Raw genomic sequence first — 17,576 nt, 5'->3', positions numbered from 1 at the left:
TACAGAGATGGCTCATCCGACAAGTGGCGCCCCAGCGCCCCGCTCCCGACAAGGTCTGACACCACAGATGAAGACGACGATGATGTTCCGCAGCACCGCCAACCCCCGGCGCACCACACTGGCGCATTTGAAGGACGCCGAGGAGATGGCACCCGCGGAGCACCAGGAACACCCCGTCGCCCTGCCCAACCGGACCGCCAACCCCCGCCGTACGACTCTGATGGACGCTCCCGTCGCGTCCTAGGTTCATCTCCGGGGCCCTCGTCGGCTCCGTTCGAAGTGGTCAGTGGGGTGACCGTTGATCCACTTCTCACTCGCACTGTAATACGCGAAGCGGCCGTCCCGGACATCCGAGGTGGCCGCTCCGTACGCGCGACGCCCACCACGCCCCCCGCGCTAGCCTGGAGCGTCAGTCTCCGGAACAGCCGGCAAGTCAAGTAGTGAGGGGCGGCAGCATCCCGTGCGCATCGCCAGATTCTCCATCGACGGCAATGTCGCCTTCGGCGCGGTCGAGGGCGAGGGCAGCGACCCGGCCGGCCTTGTGCTCGACATCATCAAGGGCATCCCGTACGCCGACTTCGAGCTCTCCGGCACCAAGGTCCCGCTGAGCAAGGTCCGCCTCCTGCCGCCCGTGATCGGCAACAAGATCCTGGGCGTCGGCCGCAACTACGCGGAGCACGCCGCCGAGCTGGGCAACGCGGTCCCCGACGTCCCGGTCGTCTTCCTCAAGCCCACGACCGCGCTCATCGGCACCGGCGACGCCATCGAGTACCCGTCCTTCTCCGACGAGGTCCACTACGAGGCCGAACTGGCCGTCGTCATCGGCCGGATGTGCCGCGAAGTCCCCCGCGACCGGGTCAAGGACGTCATCCTCGGCTACACCTGCGCCAACGACATCACGGCCCGCGACACCCAGCGCGCCGAGAACCAGTGGGCCCGTGCCAAGGGCTTCGACACCTCGTGCCCGCTCGGCCCCTGGGTGGAGACCGGCCTCGACCCCTCGGACCTCACCATCCAGTGCACGGTCAACGGCGAACAGCGCCAACTGGGCCGTACGAGCGACATGATCCGCTCCGTCGAGGACCTGATCGTCCACATCACCGAGGCCATGACGCTGCTCCCCGGCGACGTCATCCTCACGGGCACCCCCGCCGGGGTCGGCCCCCTCAGCGTCGGCGACGAGGTCGCCGTCACCATCGAAGGCATCGGCACTCTCACCAACAAGGTGATCAAGCGTGGCTAACGGACCCGTCCGTGTACGTTTCTGTCCCTCGCCGACCGGCAACCCCCATGTGGGACTGGTCCGCACCGCCCTGTTCAACTGGGCCTTCGCCCGGCACAGCGGCGGCACCCTGGTCTTCCGTATCGAGGACACCGACGCGGCGCGCGACTCCGAGGAGTCGTACGAGCAGCTCCTCGACTCGATGCGCTGGCTCGGGTTCGACTGGGACGAGGGGCCCGAGGTGGGCGGCCCGCACGCGCCGTACCGCCAGTCGCAGCGCATGGACATCTACCGCGACACCGCGGACAAGCTGCTCGCGGCCGGCCACGCGTACCACTGCTACTGCACCACCGAGGAGCTGGACGCGCGCCGCGAGGCGGCCCGCGCGGCGGGCCGTCCCTCCGGGTACGACGGGCAGTGCCGCGATCTGAGCGCCGAGCAGCGGGCGGCGTACGAGGCGGAGGGCCGCACCTCCATCGTGCGCTTCCGGATGCCCGACGAGCCGATCACGTTCACGGACCTGGTCCGCGGCGAGCTGACCTTCACCCCGGAGAACGTCCCGGACTACGGCATCGTCCGTGCCAATGGCGCGCCGCTGTACACGCTGGTCAACCCGGTCGACGACGCGCTGATGGAGATCACCCACGTACTGCGCGGCGAGGACCTGCTGTCCTCCACCCCGCGCCAGATCGCGCTCTACAAGGCACTGATCGAGCTGGGCCTCGCGAAGGAGATCCCGGCGTTCGGGCACCTCCCCTATGTCATGGGCGAGGGCAACAAGAAGCTCTCCAAGCGCGACCCGCAGTCCTCCCTGAACCTCTACCGGGAGCGCGGATTCCTGCCGGAGGGGCTGCTCAACTACCTCTCCCTGCTGGGCTGGTCGCTCGCCGCGGACCGGGACATCTTCTCGATGGACGAGATGGTCGCCGCGTTCGACATCGCGGACGTCAATGCGAATCCGGCGCGGTTCGATCTGAAGAAGGCCGAGGCGATCAACGCCGATCACATCCGGCTGCTGGACGGAAAGGCGTTCATCGAGGCGTGCGCGCCCTGGCTGAAGGCCCCGCACGCGCCCTGGCCGCCGGAGAACTTCGACACGGCGGCCTTCGAGGCACTGGCGCCGCTGGCGCAGACCCGGCTCACGGTGCTCTCGGACATCACCGCCAATGTCGACTTCCTCTTCCTGGACGAGCCGGCGGAGGACGAGGCGTCCTGGGCGAAGGCGATGAAGCCGGGCGCGGACGCGCTGCTGGAGACCGCCCGTACGAAGATCGCCGAGGCGGAGTGGACCGCGGAGGCGCTCAAGAACGCGGTACTCGCGGCGGGCGAGGAGCACGGCCTCAAACTGGGCAAGGCGCAGGCCCCGGTCCGTGTCGCGATCACGGGCCGTACGGTCGGCCTCCCGCTCTTCGAGTCCCTGGAACTCCTGGGTCGGGAGCGCACCCTGACCCGTATCGACGCGGCCCTGGCGAAGCTGCGGGCGTAGCCGCTCAGAAGCGCAGTACTGTCGGGCGCATGCCTATCCGCGCCGTGCTGTGGGACATCGACGACACCCTGTTCGACTACTCCAACGCCGACCGTGTCGGAATGCGGGACCATCTCGTGGCCGAGGGCCTGGACGGCGGATTCGAATCCGTCGACCAGGCCCTTACGCGCTGGCGGGAGATCACCGATCTGCACTGGGCGCGGTTCTCCGCGGGGGAGACCGACTTCCAGGGGCAGCGGCGCGACCGGGTCCGTACCTTCACCGGTGCCGACGGCCTCGGCGACGCTGAGGCGGACGGCTGGTTCGACCGGTACATCGTTCACTACGAAGCCGCCTGGACGTTGTTCCCCGACAGCGTCGCCGTGCTCGACCGGCTCGCGCCCGACTACCGCCAGGCCGTCCTCTCGAACTCCAGCATCCGCGTCCAGGACCGCAAGCTCGCCGCGCTGGGGGTACGCGATCACTTCGAGGCCGTGCTCTGCGCCGCTGAGCTGGGCGTGTCGAAGCCCGACGCCGCCGCCTTCCACGCCGCCTGCGACACCCTCGCCCTGGACCCGCACGAGGTGGTGTACGTGGGCAACGAGCCGGACATCGACGCGGGCGGAGCCGTCGCCGCGGGGCTCGCCGGGGTGTGGCTGGACCGGGCCGGCGTGGGCGGCCGTCCTGAGCTGGTACGGATCACCGATCTCGGCCAGCTTCCCGCTCTGCTGCGCGGTGATACTCGTTTTGGAGCGGTGTCCGCCATCGGGTAATGTTCTTCCTGCGCCGCCCGGGAGGGCCGACAAGTCCGGCCGGGAGCGCAAGCCAAATTAGCCCCCGTACGGGGGGTTGAGTTTTGGTGGGCTATGGTGTAATTGGCAGCACGACGGTTTCTGGTTCCGTTAGTCTAGGTTCGAGTCCTGGTAGCCCAGCGCAGATCTTCTCTGCAACGCCCCCGTTGTGTAGCGGCCTAGCACGCTGCCCTCTCACGGCAGTAGCGCCGGTTCGAATCCGGTCGGGGGTACAGATCCTTCTCTCCGATGCCGTCGGGTCGCACCCGGCCGCGTCGATGCAGGATCGCCAGGGCCCCCGTTGTGTAGCGGCCTAGCACGCCGCCCTCTCAAGGCGGTAGCGCCGGTTCGAATCCGGTCGGGGGTACGGGTCTGAGAAGACTTGAACGACCATGGGCTATGGTGTAATTGGCAACACGACGGTTTCTGGTTCCGTTGTTCTAGGTTCGAGTCCTGGTAGCCCAGCGCAGATCTTCTCTGCAACGCCCCCGTTGTGTAGCGGCCTAGCACGCTGCCCTCTCACGGCAGTAGCGCCGGTTCGAATCCGGTCGGGGGTACAGAAGCAGGGAAAGCCCTTCGCACGCGAAGGGCTTTTTCGTGTGCTCCGTGCTCAATCCCAGCGTGCCCAATCCCGGCGTGCTCAACCTCGGCCGCCGGAGTGCCGGTTGAGCGGATCCCCGGCCCGTACCGGCCCGGCCGCTGCGGCGCTGGAGCGGCCGACCGGTGCCAGAAAGAGGGGCGGGACCTCAGCCCGAGCGGCGCAGTGCCTCGCTCAGCCGGCCCGCGGCGTCTATCACGGCCTGTGCGTGCATACGGCCCGGATGCCGGGTGAGCCGCTCGATGGGTCCGGATACCGAGACGGCGGCTACCACCCGGTTCGAGGGACCGCGCACCGGCGCCGAGACCGAGGCCACGCCCGGCTCGCGCTCGCCGATCGACTGGGCCCACCCTCTGCGCCGTACGCCCGAGAGCGCCGTCGCCGTGAACCGGGCCCCCTGAAGACCGCGGTGCAGCCGCTCCGGCTCCTCCCAGGCCATCAGGATCTGGGCCGAGGAGCCCGCCTTCATCGTCAGGGTCGAGCCGACCGGGACCGTGTCCCGCAGTCCGGACAGCCGCTCGGCCGCCGCCACACATATCCGCATGTCGCCCTGGCGCCGGTAGAGCTGCGCGCTCTCGCCCGTGACATCCCGCAGATGCGTGAGCACGGGCCCCGCCGTGGCCAGCAGCCGGTCCTCGCCGGCCGCGGCGGCCAGCTCCGCCAGCCGGGGGCCCAGAATGAACCGACCCTGCATGTCCCTCGCCACCATCCGGTGGTGTTCCAGTGCCACGGCGAGCCGGTGGGCCGTGGGCCGTGCGAGCCCGGTCGCCGCGACCAGCCCGGCCAGGGTGGCCGGACCGGACTCCAGAGCGCTCAATACCAGAGCCGCCTTGTCGAGAACGCCGACGCCGCTAGAGTTGTCCATGAAACGATACTCGCGTCTCACTCTGTGAAACGCAAGTTCCTTTTCGCGGGGAACTTGCCAACCTGGTGGGTACGGCCCGCGGACCACGGGCCCCCAGCCGGCGTCCGGGCACGGGGAGAGCGGACGCGGGCCCACATATCTCTAGGAGCGCCGGCCACGACGGACCGGCCGGAGGGAAAGCGATGGGTAGGACACTCGCGGAGAAGGTCTGGGACGACCATGTCGTCCGGCGCGCGGAGGGCGAGCCCGACCTTCTCTTCATCGATCTGCACCTGCTGCACGAGGTGACCAGCCCCCAGGCCTTCGACGGCCTCCGTAAGAGCGGTCGGCAGGTCCGGCGGCTCGACCTCACCATCGCGACCGAGGACCACAACACCCCGACCCTCGACATCGACAAGCCCATCGCCGACCCGGTCTCCCGGGTCCAGTTGGAGACGCTCCGCAAGAACTGCGCCGACTTCGGCGTACGGCTGCACCCGCTGGGCGATGTCGAGCAGGGCGTCGTCCATGTCGTGGGCCCGCAGCTCGGACTGACCCAGCCCGGCACCACCGTGGTGTGCGGCGACAGCCACACCTCCACCCACGGCGCCTTCGGCGCGCTGGCGTTCGGCATCGGCACCAGCCAGGTCGAGCACGTCCTCGCCACCCAGACCCTGCCGCTGGCCCGCCCCAGGACCATGGCCATCACCGTCGGCGGCGAACTCCCCGACGGCGTCACCGCCAAGGACCTGATCCTCGCCGTGATCGCCAGGATCGGCACCGGCGGCGGCCAGGGCTACATCCTCGAATACCGCGGCCCGGCCATCGAGAAGCTCTCGATGGAGGCCCGGATGACCATCTGCAACATGTCCATCGAGGCCGGCGCCAGGGCGGGCATGATCGCCCCCGACGAGACCACCTTCGCCTATCTCAAGGACCGCGACCACGCCCCCCGCGGCGAGGACTGGGACGCGGCGGTCGCGTACTGGAAGACGCTGCGCACCGACGACGACGCGGTCTTCGACGCCGAGGTCTTCGTCGACGCCACGGAACTGGCCCCGTTCGTCACCTGGGGCACCAACCCCGGCCAGGGCGCGCCGCTCTCCTCGCATGTCCCCGACCCCGCTTCGTACGAGGACGCTTCGGAGCGGCACGCCGCCGAAAAGGCCCTGGAATACATGGGGTTGACCGCCGGGCAGGCGCTGCGCGACATCAGCGTGGACACCGTCTTCGTAGGCTCGTGCACCAACGGCCGTATCGAGGACCTGCGCTCGGCGGCCTCGGTCCTGGACGGCCGCAAAGTCGCCGACGGCGTAAGGATGCTGGTGGTCCCCGGTTCGGTACGGGTCGCCCTCCAGGCCGTCGAGGAGGGCCTGGACAAGGTCTTCACCGGCGCGGGCGCCGAGTGGCGGCACGCCGGCTGCTCGATGTGCCTGGGCATGAACCCCGACCAACTCGCGCCCGGCGAGCGCTCCGCGTCCACCTCGAACCGCAACTTCGAGGGCAGGCAGGGCAAGGGCGGCCGTACCCATCTCGTCTCCCCCCAGGTCGCCGCCGCCACCGCCGTCCTGGGCCACCTGGCCTCGCCCGCCGATCTGTCCGACGCCGGTGCCGGCGCCCCTACGCCCGCTGGAGCGCGATAACCATGGAAGCCTTCACCACCCACACCGGCCGCGCGGTCCCGCTGCGCCGCAGCAATGTCGACACCGACCAGATCATTCCGGCGCACTGGCTCAAGAAGGTCACCCGCGACGGCTTCGAGGACGGGCTGTTCGAGGCCTGGCGCAAGGACCCGGAGTTCGTGCTCAACCAGCCCCGGTACGCGGGCGCCACGGTCCTGGTCGCGGGACCCGACTTCGGCACCGGCTCCTCCCGCGAACACGCCGTATGGGCCCTCCAGAACTACGGTTTCAAGGCCGTCATCTCCTCCCGGTTCGCCGATATCTTCCGCGGCAACTCGCTCAAGAACGGTCTGCTGACCGTGGTTCTGGACCAGCCGGTCGTCGACGCCCTCTGGGAGATCGCGGAGAGCGACCCCGAGGCCGGGATCACCGTGGACCTCGAAGCACGCCAGGTCAGGGCCTCCGGCGCCGACGGGACCGGGCTCACCGCCGATTTCGAACTGGACGAGAACGCCCGCTGGCGGCTGCTGAACGGGCTCGACGACATCAGCCTCACCCTTCAGAACGAAGCGGAGATCGCCGCCTACGAAGCCGCCAGGCCGTCCTTCAAACCACGGACCATTACCGCCTGATCAGGCCTGATCGACGCCTCTCCCCGACCGCACCCCCTGCCCTCCGGCAGGGGGTGCGGTCGCTTGTTGAGCCCCCCTCGGGCGACAACTCGCCCCAGATGGCACAATCGGTGCATGGAACGCGACAGCCAACTCGAGCTCTACGGGTTGGTCGCCGAACAACTGAAGGAAGCGCACACAAGGGTGCGCACGCTGCAAGTCCCGGAGAGTGTACGGATGGCGCTCTCGCGGAAGCTGCTGGTCATCACGGCCGCGGCGAAACACGATCTCCCGGACGCGGCAAGGCGTCTGGAGCGCTTGATGAAGGACCTTGACGAGGGTCGTTTTCCCGAAGGTGACTGACCTCCGCGGATCTCCGCCAGGTCGACTTCGTTGCGGCACTAGGGTGATTAGCCCGTTTCGTGTTTGATTTGCGGTATATATCTGCCTAACGTGCGAAAAAGCTTGAACACTTTCGTTCTGGCAATGTCTCCGAAGGGGAAGACGTGAACAAGGCGCAGCTCGTAGAAGCGATTGCGGACAAGGTAGGCGGCCGTCAGCAGGCCGCGGACGCGGTCGACGCGGTACTCGACGCCATCGTCCGCGCGGTCGTCGCCGGGGACCGTGTCTCGGTCACCGGTTTCGGCTCGTTCGAGAAGGTCGACCGCCCGGCCCGCTACGCCCGTAACCCGCAGACGGGTGAGCGCGTCCGGGTCAAGAAGACCTCGGTGCCCCGCTTCCGCGCAGGACAGGGGTTCAAGGACCTGGTCAGCGGCTCGAAGAAGCTTCCCAAGAACGATGTGGCCGTCAAGAAGGCCCCCAAGGGCAGCCTCTCCGGCGGGGTTTCCGCCCGTACGACCGTGAAGGCCGCGGCCAAGAAGGCCACCGCCAAGACGGCCGCGGCCCGCAAGACCGCGGTCAAGAAGACCACCGCGGCGAAGAAGACCGCGGTCAAGAAGACGACAGCCGCCAAGAAGACGGCGGGGAAGAAGACCACGGCGGCGAAGAAGACCGCCAAGAAGGCCACCGCCACGGCCAAGAAGGCCACCGCGAAGAAGACCGCGCCGGCCAAGAAGGCCACGGCCAAGAAGGCGCCCGCCAGGAAGGCGGTCGCACGCACCACCACCGCGAAGAAGACCGTCACCAGGGGGAAGTGAGCGGTTACAGAGCCACACGCGCCGGGCCGGGCTCCTCTCGGGGAGCCCGGCCCGCGGCGTGTCGGAGGTGCCCGAAGTGCCGCGACGCGCGCGTCAGAACGTGTACAGCGTCACCAGCGTGATCCGCAGCGACGCGCCCTCGCCCTCGGTCTCGATCCGCACGCGCTGCCCCGGGCGCAGCATCCGCAGCCCGCCGGCGTCGAACGCCGCCGTGTCGAACTCCACCGGGGTGCCGTCGTCCAGCAGCACGCTCCCGGCGCGGGTTTCGGAGTCGTAGGTGTACGAAGTGGCCTGCATGGCCGCAGCGTACCGCCGCTCCCGCGCCCGTGCCGTGCCCGCGCCGCCCGGAGCCCCGGCCGTTCGGATTCCCGGCCGGTGCGCGGGAAGCGGGCCGTGCGCCGCGTACCGCAGAGCCGTGTGCGGGCCGAGGCCCAGCTCCGCGGCCACCAGCAGATCGGCGCCCGTATCCACATCACGCCGTACGGAATCCACCCCGGCCAGGACAATTTCCACCGCGCCCGAGGACAAATGCCGAAGGCGGGACGGACCGCCGAAAGCCGGATTCAATTCCGTGCCCGCGGCCGCCGTCAGCAATGTCGTACCGATTTCGGCGGCGTCCGCGAGAAAAGCACGCGGAAATGGTTCCGCCGCGGCCAGGACCGCGCCCAGCTCCGCGGGCCGCAGCGCCGGGAGATCGGCGTTGAGCACGGCCACCGCGGCCCGCGGACGCCCCGCCCTGACCGCCCGCGCGCCATGCGCCAGCGCCGCGTTGAGACCGTCCGCCGGGGAGTCCGGCACAATGCGCGCGCCCAGCGCCGCCAGCTCCGCCGCCGCCGTCGGGTCGTCCGTGACGACCGCCACATCCCGTACGGCCGGGCAGGCCAGCGCCGCGGCCACGGTGTCCTGTGCGAAGGCCAGCGCGAGCCGTGGCCGCAGGGTCTCGCCCGCGGCCACGGCGAGCCTGCTCTTGGCCAGCCGCAGGGGCTTCAGCGGAACGACCAGGGACCAGCGCGAGGTCGGGTCGGTGTCCGTGGCGAACTCTCCGTCCATGTGAATCGGCCCTCTATTGTGGCCCGGCACCGTGACGGCCCACAGGGCCGGTCCAGGAAGCGGGGCGTACGGTGTTCTCGACAGAGCAGGGGCCCGGGGCGACACTTGACCCCCGGCAGCCGGGCAATGAGCCAGGCGCGAAGAGGAAGGTGTCCGAGTGTCCCGCCGCAGAATCGGCTTCTGGTACCGCCTGGCGGCCGTCATCGCCAAACCGCCGCTGGTCGTTCTGTTCAAGCGGGACTGGCGAGGCCGGGAACATATTCCGGCCGACGGCGGATTCATCACCGCGGTCAACCACAACTCCTATCTGGACCCTCTCTCCTACGCGCACTTCCAGTACAACACCGGACGCGTGCCAAGATTCCTGGCGAAGGCCGGACTCTTCCAGGGTTCCTTTGTCGGCATGATGCTCCGGGGCACCGGACAGATTCCCGTCTACCGCGAGACGACCGACGCGCTGGACGCGTTCCGCGCCGCCGTCGACGCCATCGAGCGCGGGGAATGCGTCGCCTTCTACCCCGAGGGCACCCTCACCCGCGACCCCGACATGTGGCCGATGACCGGCAAGACCGGCGCCGCCCGGGTCGCCCTGCTCACCAAGGCCCCGGTCATTCCCGTCGCGCAGTGGGGCGCCAATCTGGCGATGCCGCCGTACGCGAAGGAGAAGCGCCTCCAGCTCTTTCCCCGCAAGACGCTGAAGGTGCTGGCCGGCCCGCCGGTCGATCTCTCCCGGTTCGAAGGCCAGGAACCCACCCCCGAACTGCTCCGTGAGGCGACCGAGGTCATCATGGCCGCCATCACGGAACTGCTCTCCGAGGTACGCGGAGAGCCGGTGCCCGAGGCCCTGTACGACCATCGCAAGGCCCGGGCGGAACAGCGGCGCAAAGCCGCGGAAGAGGGGTCCAAGTGACGCGGGTCGCGGTCTTCGCAGCGGGTTCGTGGGGCACGGCGTTCGCCATGATCCTCGCCGACGCGGGATGCGAGGTGACGATCTGGGGCCGCCGCGCGGAAGTCGTCGAGGCCATCAACACCACCCGGACCAACCCGGACTATCTGCCGGGCTTCGAACTCCCCGTGGGCGTAAGGGCGACGACCGACCCGGCCGAGGCCGCGGACGGCGCCGAGTTCACCGTACTGACCGTGCCCTCGCAGACACTGCGCGGCAACCTCGCCGCCTGGGCGCCCGTCCTGCCCTCCGACACCGTGCTCGTCTCGCTGATGAAGGGCGTCGAACTCGGCACGGCCAAGCGGATGAGCGAGGTGATCGAGGAGGTCGCCAAGGCACCGGCCGAGCGGGTCGCGGTGATCACCGGACCCAATCTCGCCAAGGAGATCGCCGGCCGGATGCCGGCCGCGGCCGTGGTCGCCTGCCGGGACGAGTCGGTCGCCCAGCGGCTCCAGTCCGCCTGCCACACCCCGTACTTCCGCCCGTACACCAACACCGATGTGGTCGGCTGCGAACTCGGCGGCGCGGTCAAGAACGTGATCGGTCTCGCGGTCGGCATCGCCGACGGCATGGGGCTCGGCGACAACACCAAGGCCTCCCTGATGACCCGCGGGCTCGCCGAGACCACCCGGCTCGGGCTCGCCATGGGCGCCGACCCGCACACCTTCTCCGGCCTCGCCGGCATGGGCGATCTGATCGCCACCTGCTCCTCACCGCTCTCCCGCAACCACACCTTCGGCACCAACCTCGGCCGTGGGATGACCCTCCAGGAGACCATCGCGGTCACCAGCCAGACCGCCGAGGGCGTCAAGTCCTGCGAGTCCGTGCTCGATCTGGCCCGGCGCCACGCCGTCGAGATGCCGATCACGGAGACGGTCGTGGACATCGTCCACAACGGGAAGTCGCCGCTCGTCGCGGTCAAGGAACTGATGGGGCGCAGCGCCAAGCCGGAGCGTCTCTGACCCGGGCGGGTGCGACCGGCCGGCGGGCTCCCCCGGCTCGGCGGCGAGCAACGCTGACTCACGCGCTACCACCAGGTACGCTCATCGCGATATGAGCAGCGAGAACTCCTCCCAGAGCCCTGAGCAGCAGCTCCGCAAGCCGCGCGTGGCCGTCGTCTTCGGCGGCCGTAGCTCCGAGCACGCCATTTCGGTGGTCACGGCCGGAGCCGTACTGCGGTCCATCGACCGTACGAAGTACGACGTCCTGCCCATCGGGATCACCACCGACGGCCGCTGGGCGCTCACCGCCGACGACCCCGAGCGGATGGCCATCGCCGACCGCGCCCTGCCGAGTGTCGAGCAGCTCGCCGAGTCCACGGAGGGCGGGGTCGTCCTCTCCGTGGACCCCGGCAACCGCGAGGTCGTCTACAGCGAGCCGGGCTCCGTGCCCAAGGCGCTGGGCGAGGTCGATGTCGTCTTCCCCGTACTGCACGGCCCGTACGGTGAGGACGGCACCCTCCAGGGGCTGCTCGAACTCTCCGGAGTCCCCTATGTCGGCGCCGGGGTCCTGGCCTCGGCCGTCGGGCAGGACAAGGAGTACATGAAGCGGGTGTTCACCTCCTTCGGGCTGCCGGTCGGTCCGTATCTGGTGATCAGGCCCCGCGAATGGGAGCTGGGGCCCGAGGGATCCAAGGGCGCCGGTGCCCGTAAGAAGATCGTGGACTTCGCCGCGGAGCACGGCTGGCCGCTCTTCGTGAAGCCCGCGCGCGCCGGTTCGTCCATGGGCATCACCAAGGTCGACGGTCCCTCGGGGCTCGACGAGGCGATCGCCGAGGCACAGCGCCACGACCCCAAGATCCTCGTCGAGTCGCTGCTGCGCGGGCGCGAGATCGAGTGCGGGGTGCTGGAGTTCGAGGACGGGCCGCGGGCCAGTGTGCCCGCCGAGATCCCGCCGGTCACCGCACACGACTTCTACGACTTCGAGGCCAAGTACATCGACTCGGCCACCGGTCTGGTGCCCGCGCCGCTCACCGAGGAGCAGACCGCGGAGGTACGGCGGCTCGCGGTCGAGGCGTTCGAGGCGGCGTCCTGCGAGGGGCTGGTCCGGGCGGACTTCTTCCTCACCGAGGACGGCGGGTTCGTGATCAACGAGATCAATACGATGCCCGGCTTCACGCCGATCTCCATGTATCCGCGGATGTGGCAGGAGAGCGGTGTGGGGTACGCGGAGCTGATCGACCGGCTGATCCAGGCCGCGCTGCGCCGCCCGACCGGTCTGCGCTGACCGCGGGGACTGCGGGCCGTACGCGCGTCAGAGGCTCGGCGGGATCGTCTTCGCGACCGGCTTCGCGAGCCGCGCGAGCGGAGTGGAGTCGTGCGCGAACCGCGTGTCCATCGTGACCTCCACATAGGTCTCGCGGTACGTGGTGGTGAACCGCGGGCCCGAGTCCCGCTCCTCCAGCATCCAGTTGACGCCGTCCGCCTCCACCGCCTTCGCCTGGGGATCGCTCATCCCCTCGGGCCGGGGGACGCCGCAGCGCAGTACGATCGCGGCGTCCCCCCACCCGGCGGTCAGTTCGGAGCGCGGTTCGGGATCGTTCCGGCCGAGATCCCCGATGCTGCCGGGCAGTTCCCCGTGCAGGGCCCGGCACAGCGCCGCCTCTCCCGGGGGCGGAGCGGGAACCGCGACCGACGGCGCGTCCTGAGAGGCACAGCCCGCCAAAGCCGCCAGCAGAAGGACGGCGGACAGGCGGGCGGAACGGCGGCCGGATAGCCTGCGGCGGGAACGGGTCACCGGCCAAGGGTAAACGGGGGTCAGAGGTGCACGACCGGGCAGGTCAGGGTGCGGGTGATGCCGTCCACTTGCTGGATCTTGGCGACCACCATGCGCCCCAGCTCATCGACAGTGTCCGCCTGAGCGCGCACGATCACATCGTAGGGACCGGTGACGTCCTCGGCCTGGGTCACTCCCGGAATCTTGGCGATGGTCTCGGCGACGGTCGTCGCCTTGCCCACCTCGGTCTGAATAAGGATGTACGCCTGTACCACGGAACCTCCAGGGCGGCCACGAGGATCATGTGGGGAGAAGGGACGCCACGGTATCGCGTCGCCACGGGCCGCGGGGAGACCCGGGGTCCCGGTGGCGCCCACGGGACAACGTACGGCAGACAGAAGTTGACGAGAGGGGAGTCTCGGTGAAGGGAACCGTGGGCGAGTTGGGGGAGTTCGGGCTCATCAGAGAACTCACGTCCCGGCTCACCACCACCCCGGCGGTGCGGCTCGGGCCGGGCGACGACGCCGCGGTCGTGGCCGCGCCCGACCGACGGGTCGTGGCGAGTACGGATCTGCTGCTGGAAGGGCGGCACTTCCGCCGCGACTGGTCGACGGCGTACGACGTGGGCCGCAAGGCCGCCGCGCAGAACCTCGCCGACATCGCGGCGATGGGCGCGGTCCCCACCGCGCTGCTGCTCGGTCTGGTCGTACCGGCCGAACTGCCGGTGACCTGGCCCACCGAGCTGATGGACGGCATCAGGGACGAGTGCCAGGTCGCGGGCGCGGCGGTGGTCGGCGGCGATGTCGTACGGGGGGACACCATCACCATCGCCATCACCGCCCTCGGTGATCTCCGCAACCACGAGCCGGTGACCCGGTCCGGGGCCCGGCCCGGCGATGTGGTCGCGTACACCGGCTGGCTGGGCTGGTCGGCTGCCGGGCACGCGGTGCTCTCGCGCGGTTTCCGCTCGCCGCGCGCCTTTGTCGAGGCGCACCGCAGACCGGAACCGCCGTACCACGCGGGTCCCGCGGCGGCCGGGCTCGGTGCCACCGCCATGACCGATGTGAGCGACGGACTGGTCGCCGACCTCGGGCATATCGCGGAGGCCGGCAAGGTCCGTATCGATCTGCGCTCCGGACTGATCGACATCCCCTCGCAGATGAACGACATCGGCCAGGCGGTCGGCATCGATCCGCTCCAGTGGGTGCTGACCGGGGGCGAGGACCACGCGATCGTCGCCACCTTCCCGCCCGATGTGAAGCTGCCGGCCCGCTGGAAGGTGATCGGCGAGGTGCTCAATGTCTCGGCGCTGCCCCAGGTGACGGTCGACGGGGCGCCCTGGACCAGCAAGGGCGGCTGGGACCACTTCGGGGACATCGAGGACCACCGCTAGGGAGACCGGCGGCGGACTCGCGGGCGGCGGATCCGGGGGCGCCGCAGGGCAGTAGATTCGGGCTCATGGCGATACCCGTATCCGTACCAGGACCAGCTCTCCCGTCCGCGCCGCCGCGTGTGCTGACCGTCGCCGGATCCGACTCCGGCGGCGGTGCGGGCATCCAGGCGGACCTCAAGACCATGCTGGCCCTCGGTGTCCACGGCATGAGCGTCCTCACCGCCGTCACGGCACAGAACTCCCTCGGTGTGCACGGTGCCTGGGAGCTGCCCGTGGACGCGGTACGGGCGCAGTACCGGGCGGTCGTCGACGACATCGGTGTCCAGGCGGTGAAGACCGGAATGCTCTCCTCCGCCGCGCTGGTCGAGACCGTCGCCGGACTCCTCGCGGACACCGGTGCCCCGGTGGTCGTCGACCCGGTCGGGGTGTCCAAGCACGGCGATCCGCTGCTGGCCGCCTCGGCGCTGGACGGCGTACGGACCCTGCTGCTGCCGGTCGCGACCGTCGCCACCCCCAATCTGGACGAGGTGGCCCAGCTCACCGGGGTACGGGTGGAGGACGAGGCGGACCTGCGGCGCGCGGCGGACGCCCTGCTGGAGTTCGGGCCTCGCTGGGCGCTGATCAAGGGCGGGCATCTGCCGGGCGACGCGGTGGATCTGCTCACCGACGGCAGCGAGGAGCACTGGCTGCGGTCACCGCGCCATGACAACCGGCACACGCATGGCACCGGCTGCACACTCGCGTCGGCCGTCGCCGCCGGGCTGGCGGGCGGGAAGGGCGTGGTGGAGGCGGTCGTGGCGGCCAAGGAGTATGTGACGGGGGCGATCGAGCACGGTTTTCCGCTGGGCGCGGGCATCGGCCCGGTGGATCACGCCTGGCGCTTCCGCGGGACGGTCTGAGAAGCGGCATGGCAAAAAGCCGGTCCACCGAGGTGGACCGGCTTTTCAAGGCAACCGCAGGGGCTGCGCTACGACGCGGGCGTCAGCGCGAGACCTTGCCGGCCTTGATGCACGAGGTGCAGACGTTGAGCCGCTTCGGCGTCCGACCGACCACGGCACGCACGCGCTGGATGTTCGGGTTCCAGCGACGGGGCGTACGGCGGTGCGAGTGCGAAATGCTGTTGCCGAAGCCCGGCCCCTTGCCGCAGACGTCGCAGTTGGCAGCCACGGGTCACTCCAAAGACTTCAGATGCACGTACAGAGATATCCGGCGGCCGGAATCAGTGACCTCAGTGACTGATGTGGCGTTGCCGGGGGAATGGCCCGACTCTCATCGGGCAACCGAAGCAGCATACAACGCCTGCCTCGGCACCACGAAACTACCATGGCCCCGACCGGCCCCCGCCCGCCCGGCCCGTACCGTCGCCCGGACACGCTCCGGCCCGCCGTACGCGGGCTACCCTGCGTGCAGCCGCTTCCAGGCCGCTCAAGGAGGACCATCAGGTGCCGCAGACCCTCGACGCCGCAGAGGTGCGGAACTGGTGCTCGCTGGCGCTGGAGGCCCTCGGCCGGGAGCGCGAGGAGATCGACGCGATCAATGTCTATCCGGTCGCGGACGGTGACACCGGCACCAATCTCTATCTGACCGTGGAGTCCGCGGCGCAGGCGGTCGAGGCGGTCTTCGCGGCGCACGAGACCGGTGCGACCGTGCCGGCGCCGGCCGATGCCGTACGGGCCATGGCGCATGGCGCGCTGATCGGGGCGAAGGGCAATTCCGGGACGATCCTGGCGCAGTTGCTGCGCGGGATGGCGGAGGTGCTGACCGCCCCGGCGGCCGACGGGAGTCTCGCCGGTCTCACCGGGGACCGGATCGCGGCGGCGCTGCGGCGGGCCGCCGGGCTGGCCCGCGCGGCCGTCGCCCACCCCGTCGAGGGCACCATGCTCAGCGTGGCCTCCGCGGCGGCGGAGGCCGCCGAAGCGGCGGTGGCGGAGCGGGGGGCGCGGGGCGGGGCGCCCGGCGATGGAGCTGCCGCCGTACGAGCCGCGTACGCCGGAGCGCGCGCCGCCCTCGACGCGACCCCGGACCAGCTCGCCGTACTCGCGCGCGCCGGTGTCGTCGACGCGGGCGGGCGTGGACTGCTCGCGGTTCTGGGCGCGCTGGTGCAGTCCGTCACCGGGGAGGCACCGGCCGCCTTCCCGGTACGGAAGCGCCGCTCCGAGGACCACGCCGAGCCCGCTGCCGTCACCGAGGCCGTGTCCTGTCCGGCCGACGACGGGCCGTCCTTCGAGGTGATCTATCTGCTGGAGGCGGACGACCGTGCCGTGGCCCGGCTGCGGGACCGGCTCGACCGGCTGGGCGACTCCCTGGTCATCGGTGGCGGCGACGGGCTGTGGAACGTGCATGTCCATGTCGATGACGCGGGCGCGGCGGTGGAGGCCGGGGTCGAGGCGGGCCGTCCGTACCGGATCCGTATCAGCCACTTCGGCGCCGCCGCCGCGGAGCGGTCCGCGCGTACCCAGCGGGCCGTCGTCGCGGTCGTCCCGGGGGAGGGGCTCGCGGTGCTCTGCGCGGACGCCGGCGCGACGACCGTACTCGCGCGCCCCGGGGAGCCGCCCGCCAGCGGTGAGCTGGTCGAGGCGATCCGCCGCGCGCACGCCCGTGAGGTGGTGCTGCTGCCGAACGACACCGGGCTCCACCACACCGCGGCCGCCGCCGCGGAGCAGGCGCGTGCCGACGGGGTACGGGTCGCCCTCATCCCCACCCGGGCCGCCGTGCAGGGCCTCGCCGCGCTCGCCGTGCACCAGCCCGACCGCCGCTTCGACGAGGACGTGGTCGCGATGACCACCGCCGCCGGGGCCACCCGCTACGCCGAACTGGCCGTCGCCGAACGGCAGTCGTGGACCATGGCCGGGATCTGCCAGGCCGGCGATGTCCTCGGGCTGATCGACGGGGACGTGGCGGTCATCGGCACCGGTCTCGCCGCCACCGCCGAGGCCGTGCTCTCCCGGATGCTCGCGGCCGGCGGCGAACTGGTGACCCTGGTGCTGGGCGAGGATGTGCCGGACGCTCTCGCCGACCGCCTGGAGGAGTACGTACGCGACGGACATCTGGCCGTCGACACGGTGGTCTACCGGGGCGGCCGGCAGTCCGTACCCCTGCTGGTCGGCGTGGAGTAGCACTCCCGGACACCGCCTGCGGCACGGCTGTGACCTGCGGGAACAG

The 17,576-nt window shown here is 70.4% G+C and carries 18 protein-coding genes, 5 tRNA genes and 1 pseudogene; 19 read left to right on the top strand and 5 right to left on the bottom strand.

Annotation, left to right across the window (positions count from 1 at the left end):
- Window positions 1-67 precede the first annotated feature (67 nt).
- From KQY30_RS09495 to KQY30_RS09455, 9 genes are all read left to right on the top strand, one after another.
- Window positions 68-244 (top strand): hypothetical protein, encoded by a 177-nt coding sequence (locus KQY30_RS09495; protein WP_198533723.1) that lies wholly within the window; start codon window positions 68-70, stop codon window positions 242-244.
- A gap of 216 nt (window positions 245-460) precedes the next feature.
- Entirely contained in the window at window positions 461-1,243 is a 783-nt protein-coding gene (locus KQY30_RS09490; protein ID WP_217306452.1) for a fumarylacetoacetate hydrolase family protein, read from the top strand.
- On the top strand, window positions 1,236-2,708 hold the full coding sequence (gene gltX, locus KQY30_RS09485; protein ID WP_217306451.1) for a glutamate--tRNA ligase: 1,473 nt from the start codon (window positions 1,236-1,238) through the stop codon (window positions 2,706-2,708). Before KQY30_RS09490 ends, gltX begins: the two co-directional genes overlap by 8 nt.
- A gap of 29 nt (window positions 2,709-2,737) precedes the next feature.
- Entirely contained in the window at window positions 2,738-3,460 is a 723-nt protein-coding gene (locus KQY30_RS09480) for an HAD family hydrolase (RefSeq protein ID WP_217306450.1), read from the top strand.
- An 87-nt stretch (window positions 3,461-3,547) separates the two neighbouring features.
- Window positions 3,548-3,619, top strand: a tRNA-Gln gene (locus KQY30_RS09475).
- Between the two features lie 19 nt (window positions 3,620-3,638).
- A tRNA-Glu gene (locus tag KQY30_RS09470) sits at window positions 3,639-3,711 on the top strand.
- A gap of 61 nt (window positions 3,712-3,772) precedes the next feature.
- Window positions 3,773-3,845 (top strand) — tRNA-Glu (locus KQY30_RS09465).
- 26 nt (window positions 3,846-3,871) lie between these two features.
- Window positions 3,872-3,943, top strand: a tRNA-Gln gene (locus KQY30_RS09460).
- A gap of 19 nt (window positions 3,944-3,962) precedes the next feature.
- Window positions 3,963-4,035 (top strand) — tRNA-Glu (locus KQY30_RS09455).
- A gap of 189 nt (window positions 4,036-4,224) precedes the next feature.
- Here KQY30_RS09455 and ndgR read toward each other — a convergent pair.
- Window positions 4,225-4,941: an IclR family transcriptional regulator NdgR gene (ndgR, locus tag KQY30_RS09450; protein ID WP_058942291.1), complete on the bottom strand. Its 717-nt coding sequence runs from the start codon at window positions 4,939-4,941 to the stop codon at window positions 4,225-4,227.
- Window positions 4,942-5,123: 182 nt separating this feature from the next.
- On the opposite strand from ndgR, the gene leuC reads away from it, so the two are divergent.
- From leuC to KQY30_RS09430, 4 genes are all read left to right on the top strand, one after another.
- On the top strand, window positions 5,124-6,563 hold the full coding sequence (gene leuC, locus KQY30_RS09445; RefSeq protein WP_217306449.1) for a 3-isopropylmalate dehydratase large subunit: 1,440 nt from the start codon (window positions 5,124-5,126) through the stop codon (window positions 6,561-6,563).
- Window positions 6,564-6,565: 2 nt separating this feature from the next.
- Window positions 6,566-7,174 carry a 3-isopropylmalate dehydratase small subunit gene (leuD, locus tag KQY30_RS09440; protein WP_217306448.1) on the top strand — a complete coding sequence of 203 codons (609 nt, stop codon included), beginning with the start codon at window positions 6,566-6,568 and terminating at the stop codon, window positions 7,172-7,174.
- A 114-nt stretch (window positions 7,175-7,288) separates the two neighbouring features.
- A complete protein-coding gene (locus KQY30_RS09435) occupies window positions 7,289-7,516 on the top strand; it encodes a hypothetical protein (RefSeq protein WP_217306447.1) in 228 nt (75 codons plus the stop codon).
- A gap of 143 nt (window positions 7,517-7,659) precedes the next feature.
- Complete coding sequence (locus tag KQY30_RS09430) at window positions 7,660-8,310, top strand: HU family DNA-binding protein (RefSeq protein WP_217306446.1); 651 nt, start codon at window positions 7,660-7,662, stop codon at window positions 8,308-8,310.
- Between the two features lie 402 nt (window positions 8,311-8,712).
- Here KQY30_RS09430 and cofC read toward each other — a convergent pair.
- Window positions 8,713-9,360, bottom strand: a pseudogene (gene cofC / locus KQY30_RS09425) (2-phospho-L-lactate guanylyltransferase); the annotation flags it as partial.
- A gap of 157 nt (window positions 9,361-9,517) precedes the next feature.
- Here cofC and KQY30_RS09420 point away from each other — a divergent pair.
- The 3 genes from KQY30_RS09420 to KQY30_RS09410 all read left to right on the top strand — a co-directional run bounded on the left by KQY30_RS09420 (window position 9,518) and on the right by KQY30_RS09410 (window position 12,532).
- Window positions 9,518-10,270 (top strand): 1-acyl-sn-glycerol-3-phosphate acyltransferase, encoded by a 753-nt coding sequence (locus KQY30_RS09420; RefSeq protein ID WP_217306444.1) that lies wholly within the window; start codon window positions 9,518-9,520, stop codon window positions 10,268-10,270.
- Window positions 10,267-11,268 carry an NAD(P)H-dependent glycerol-3-phosphate dehydrogenase gene (locus KQY30_RS09415; protein ID WP_217306443.1) on the top strand — a complete coding sequence of 334 codons (1,002 nt, stop codon included), beginning with the start codon at window positions 10,267-10,269 and terminating at the stop codon, window positions 11,266-11,268. The genes KQY30_RS09420 and KQY30_RS09415 overlap by 4 nt, the downstream gene beginning before the upstream one ends.
- Window positions 11,269-11,359: 91 nt before the next feature.
- Window positions 11,360-12,532 carry a D-alanine--D-alanine ligase family protein gene (locus KQY30_RS09410; RefSeq protein WP_217306442.1) on the top strand — a complete coding sequence of 391 codons (1,173 nt, stop codon included), beginning with the start codon at window positions 11,360-11,362 and terminating at the stop codon, window positions 12,530-12,532.
- Window positions 12,533-12,559: 27 nt separating this feature from the next.
- Here KQY30_RS09410 and KQY30_RS09405 read toward each other — a convergent pair whose 3' ends face one another.
- Entirely contained in the window at window positions 12,560-13,042 is a 483-nt protein-coding gene (locus KQY30_RS09405; RefSeq protein WP_217306441.1) for a DUF3515 domain-containing protein, read from the bottom strand.
- A 20-nt stretch (window positions 13,043-13,062) separates the two neighbouring features.
- Window positions 13,063-13,296: an Lrp/AsnC family transcriptional regulator gene (locus KQY30_RS09400; protein WP_046495896.1), complete on the bottom strand. Its 234-nt coding sequence runs from the start codon at window positions 13,294-13,296 to the stop codon at window positions 13,063-13,065.
- 146 nt (window positions 13,297-13,442) lie between these two features.
- Between KQY30_RS09400 and KQY30_RS09395 the strand changes: the two genes are divergently transcribed.
- Together KQY30_RS09395 and thiD are read left to right on the top strand one after the other, a co-directional pair.
- The gene (locus KQY30_RS09395; RefSeq protein ID WP_046495893.1) at window positions 13,443-14,414 is read left to right on the top strand and encodes a thiamine-phosphate kinase; all 972 of its coding nucleotides are present in this window, start codon (window positions 13,443-13,445) and stop codon (window positions 14,412-14,414) included.
- 65 nt (window positions 14,415-14,479) lie between these two features.
- Window positions 14,480-15,313 (top strand): bifunctional hydroxymethylpyrimidine kinase/phosphomethylpyrimidine kinase, encoded by an 834-nt coding sequence (gene thiD, locus KQY30_RS09390; protein WP_217306440.1) that lies wholly within the window; start codon window positions 14,480-14,482, stop codon window positions 15,311-15,313.
- An 82-nt stretch (window positions 15,314-15,395) separates the two neighbouring features.
- Here thiD and rpmB read toward each other — a convergent pair whose 3' ends face one another.
- Entirely contained in the window at window positions 15,396-15,581 is a 186-nt protein-coding gene (gene rpmB, locus KQY30_RS09385) for a 50S ribosomal protein L28 (protein WP_028426177.1), read from the bottom strand.
- A 275-nt stretch (window positions 15,582-15,856) separates the two neighbouring features.
- On the opposite strand from rpmB, the gene KQY30_RS09380 reads away from it, so the two are divergent.
- Window positions 15,857-17,530: a DAK2 domain-containing protein gene (locus tag KQY30_RS09380; RefSeq protein ID WP_254407036.1), complete on the top strand. Its 1,674-nt coding sequence runs from the start codon at window positions 15,857-15,859 to the stop codon at window positions 17,528-17,530.
- Window positions 17,531-17,576: the final 46 nt, after the last annotated feature.

This window comes from Streptomyces sp. GMY02 (assembly GCF_019056675.1).
In the GTDB taxonomy this organism is placed as follows: domain Bacteria; phylum Actinomycetota; class Actinomycetes; order Streptomycetales; family Streptomycetaceae; genus Streptomyces; species Streptomyces odonnellii.
Note: the sequence above shows the minus strand (reverse complement) of the source record. Positions and strands in the feature narration are given on the sequence as shown.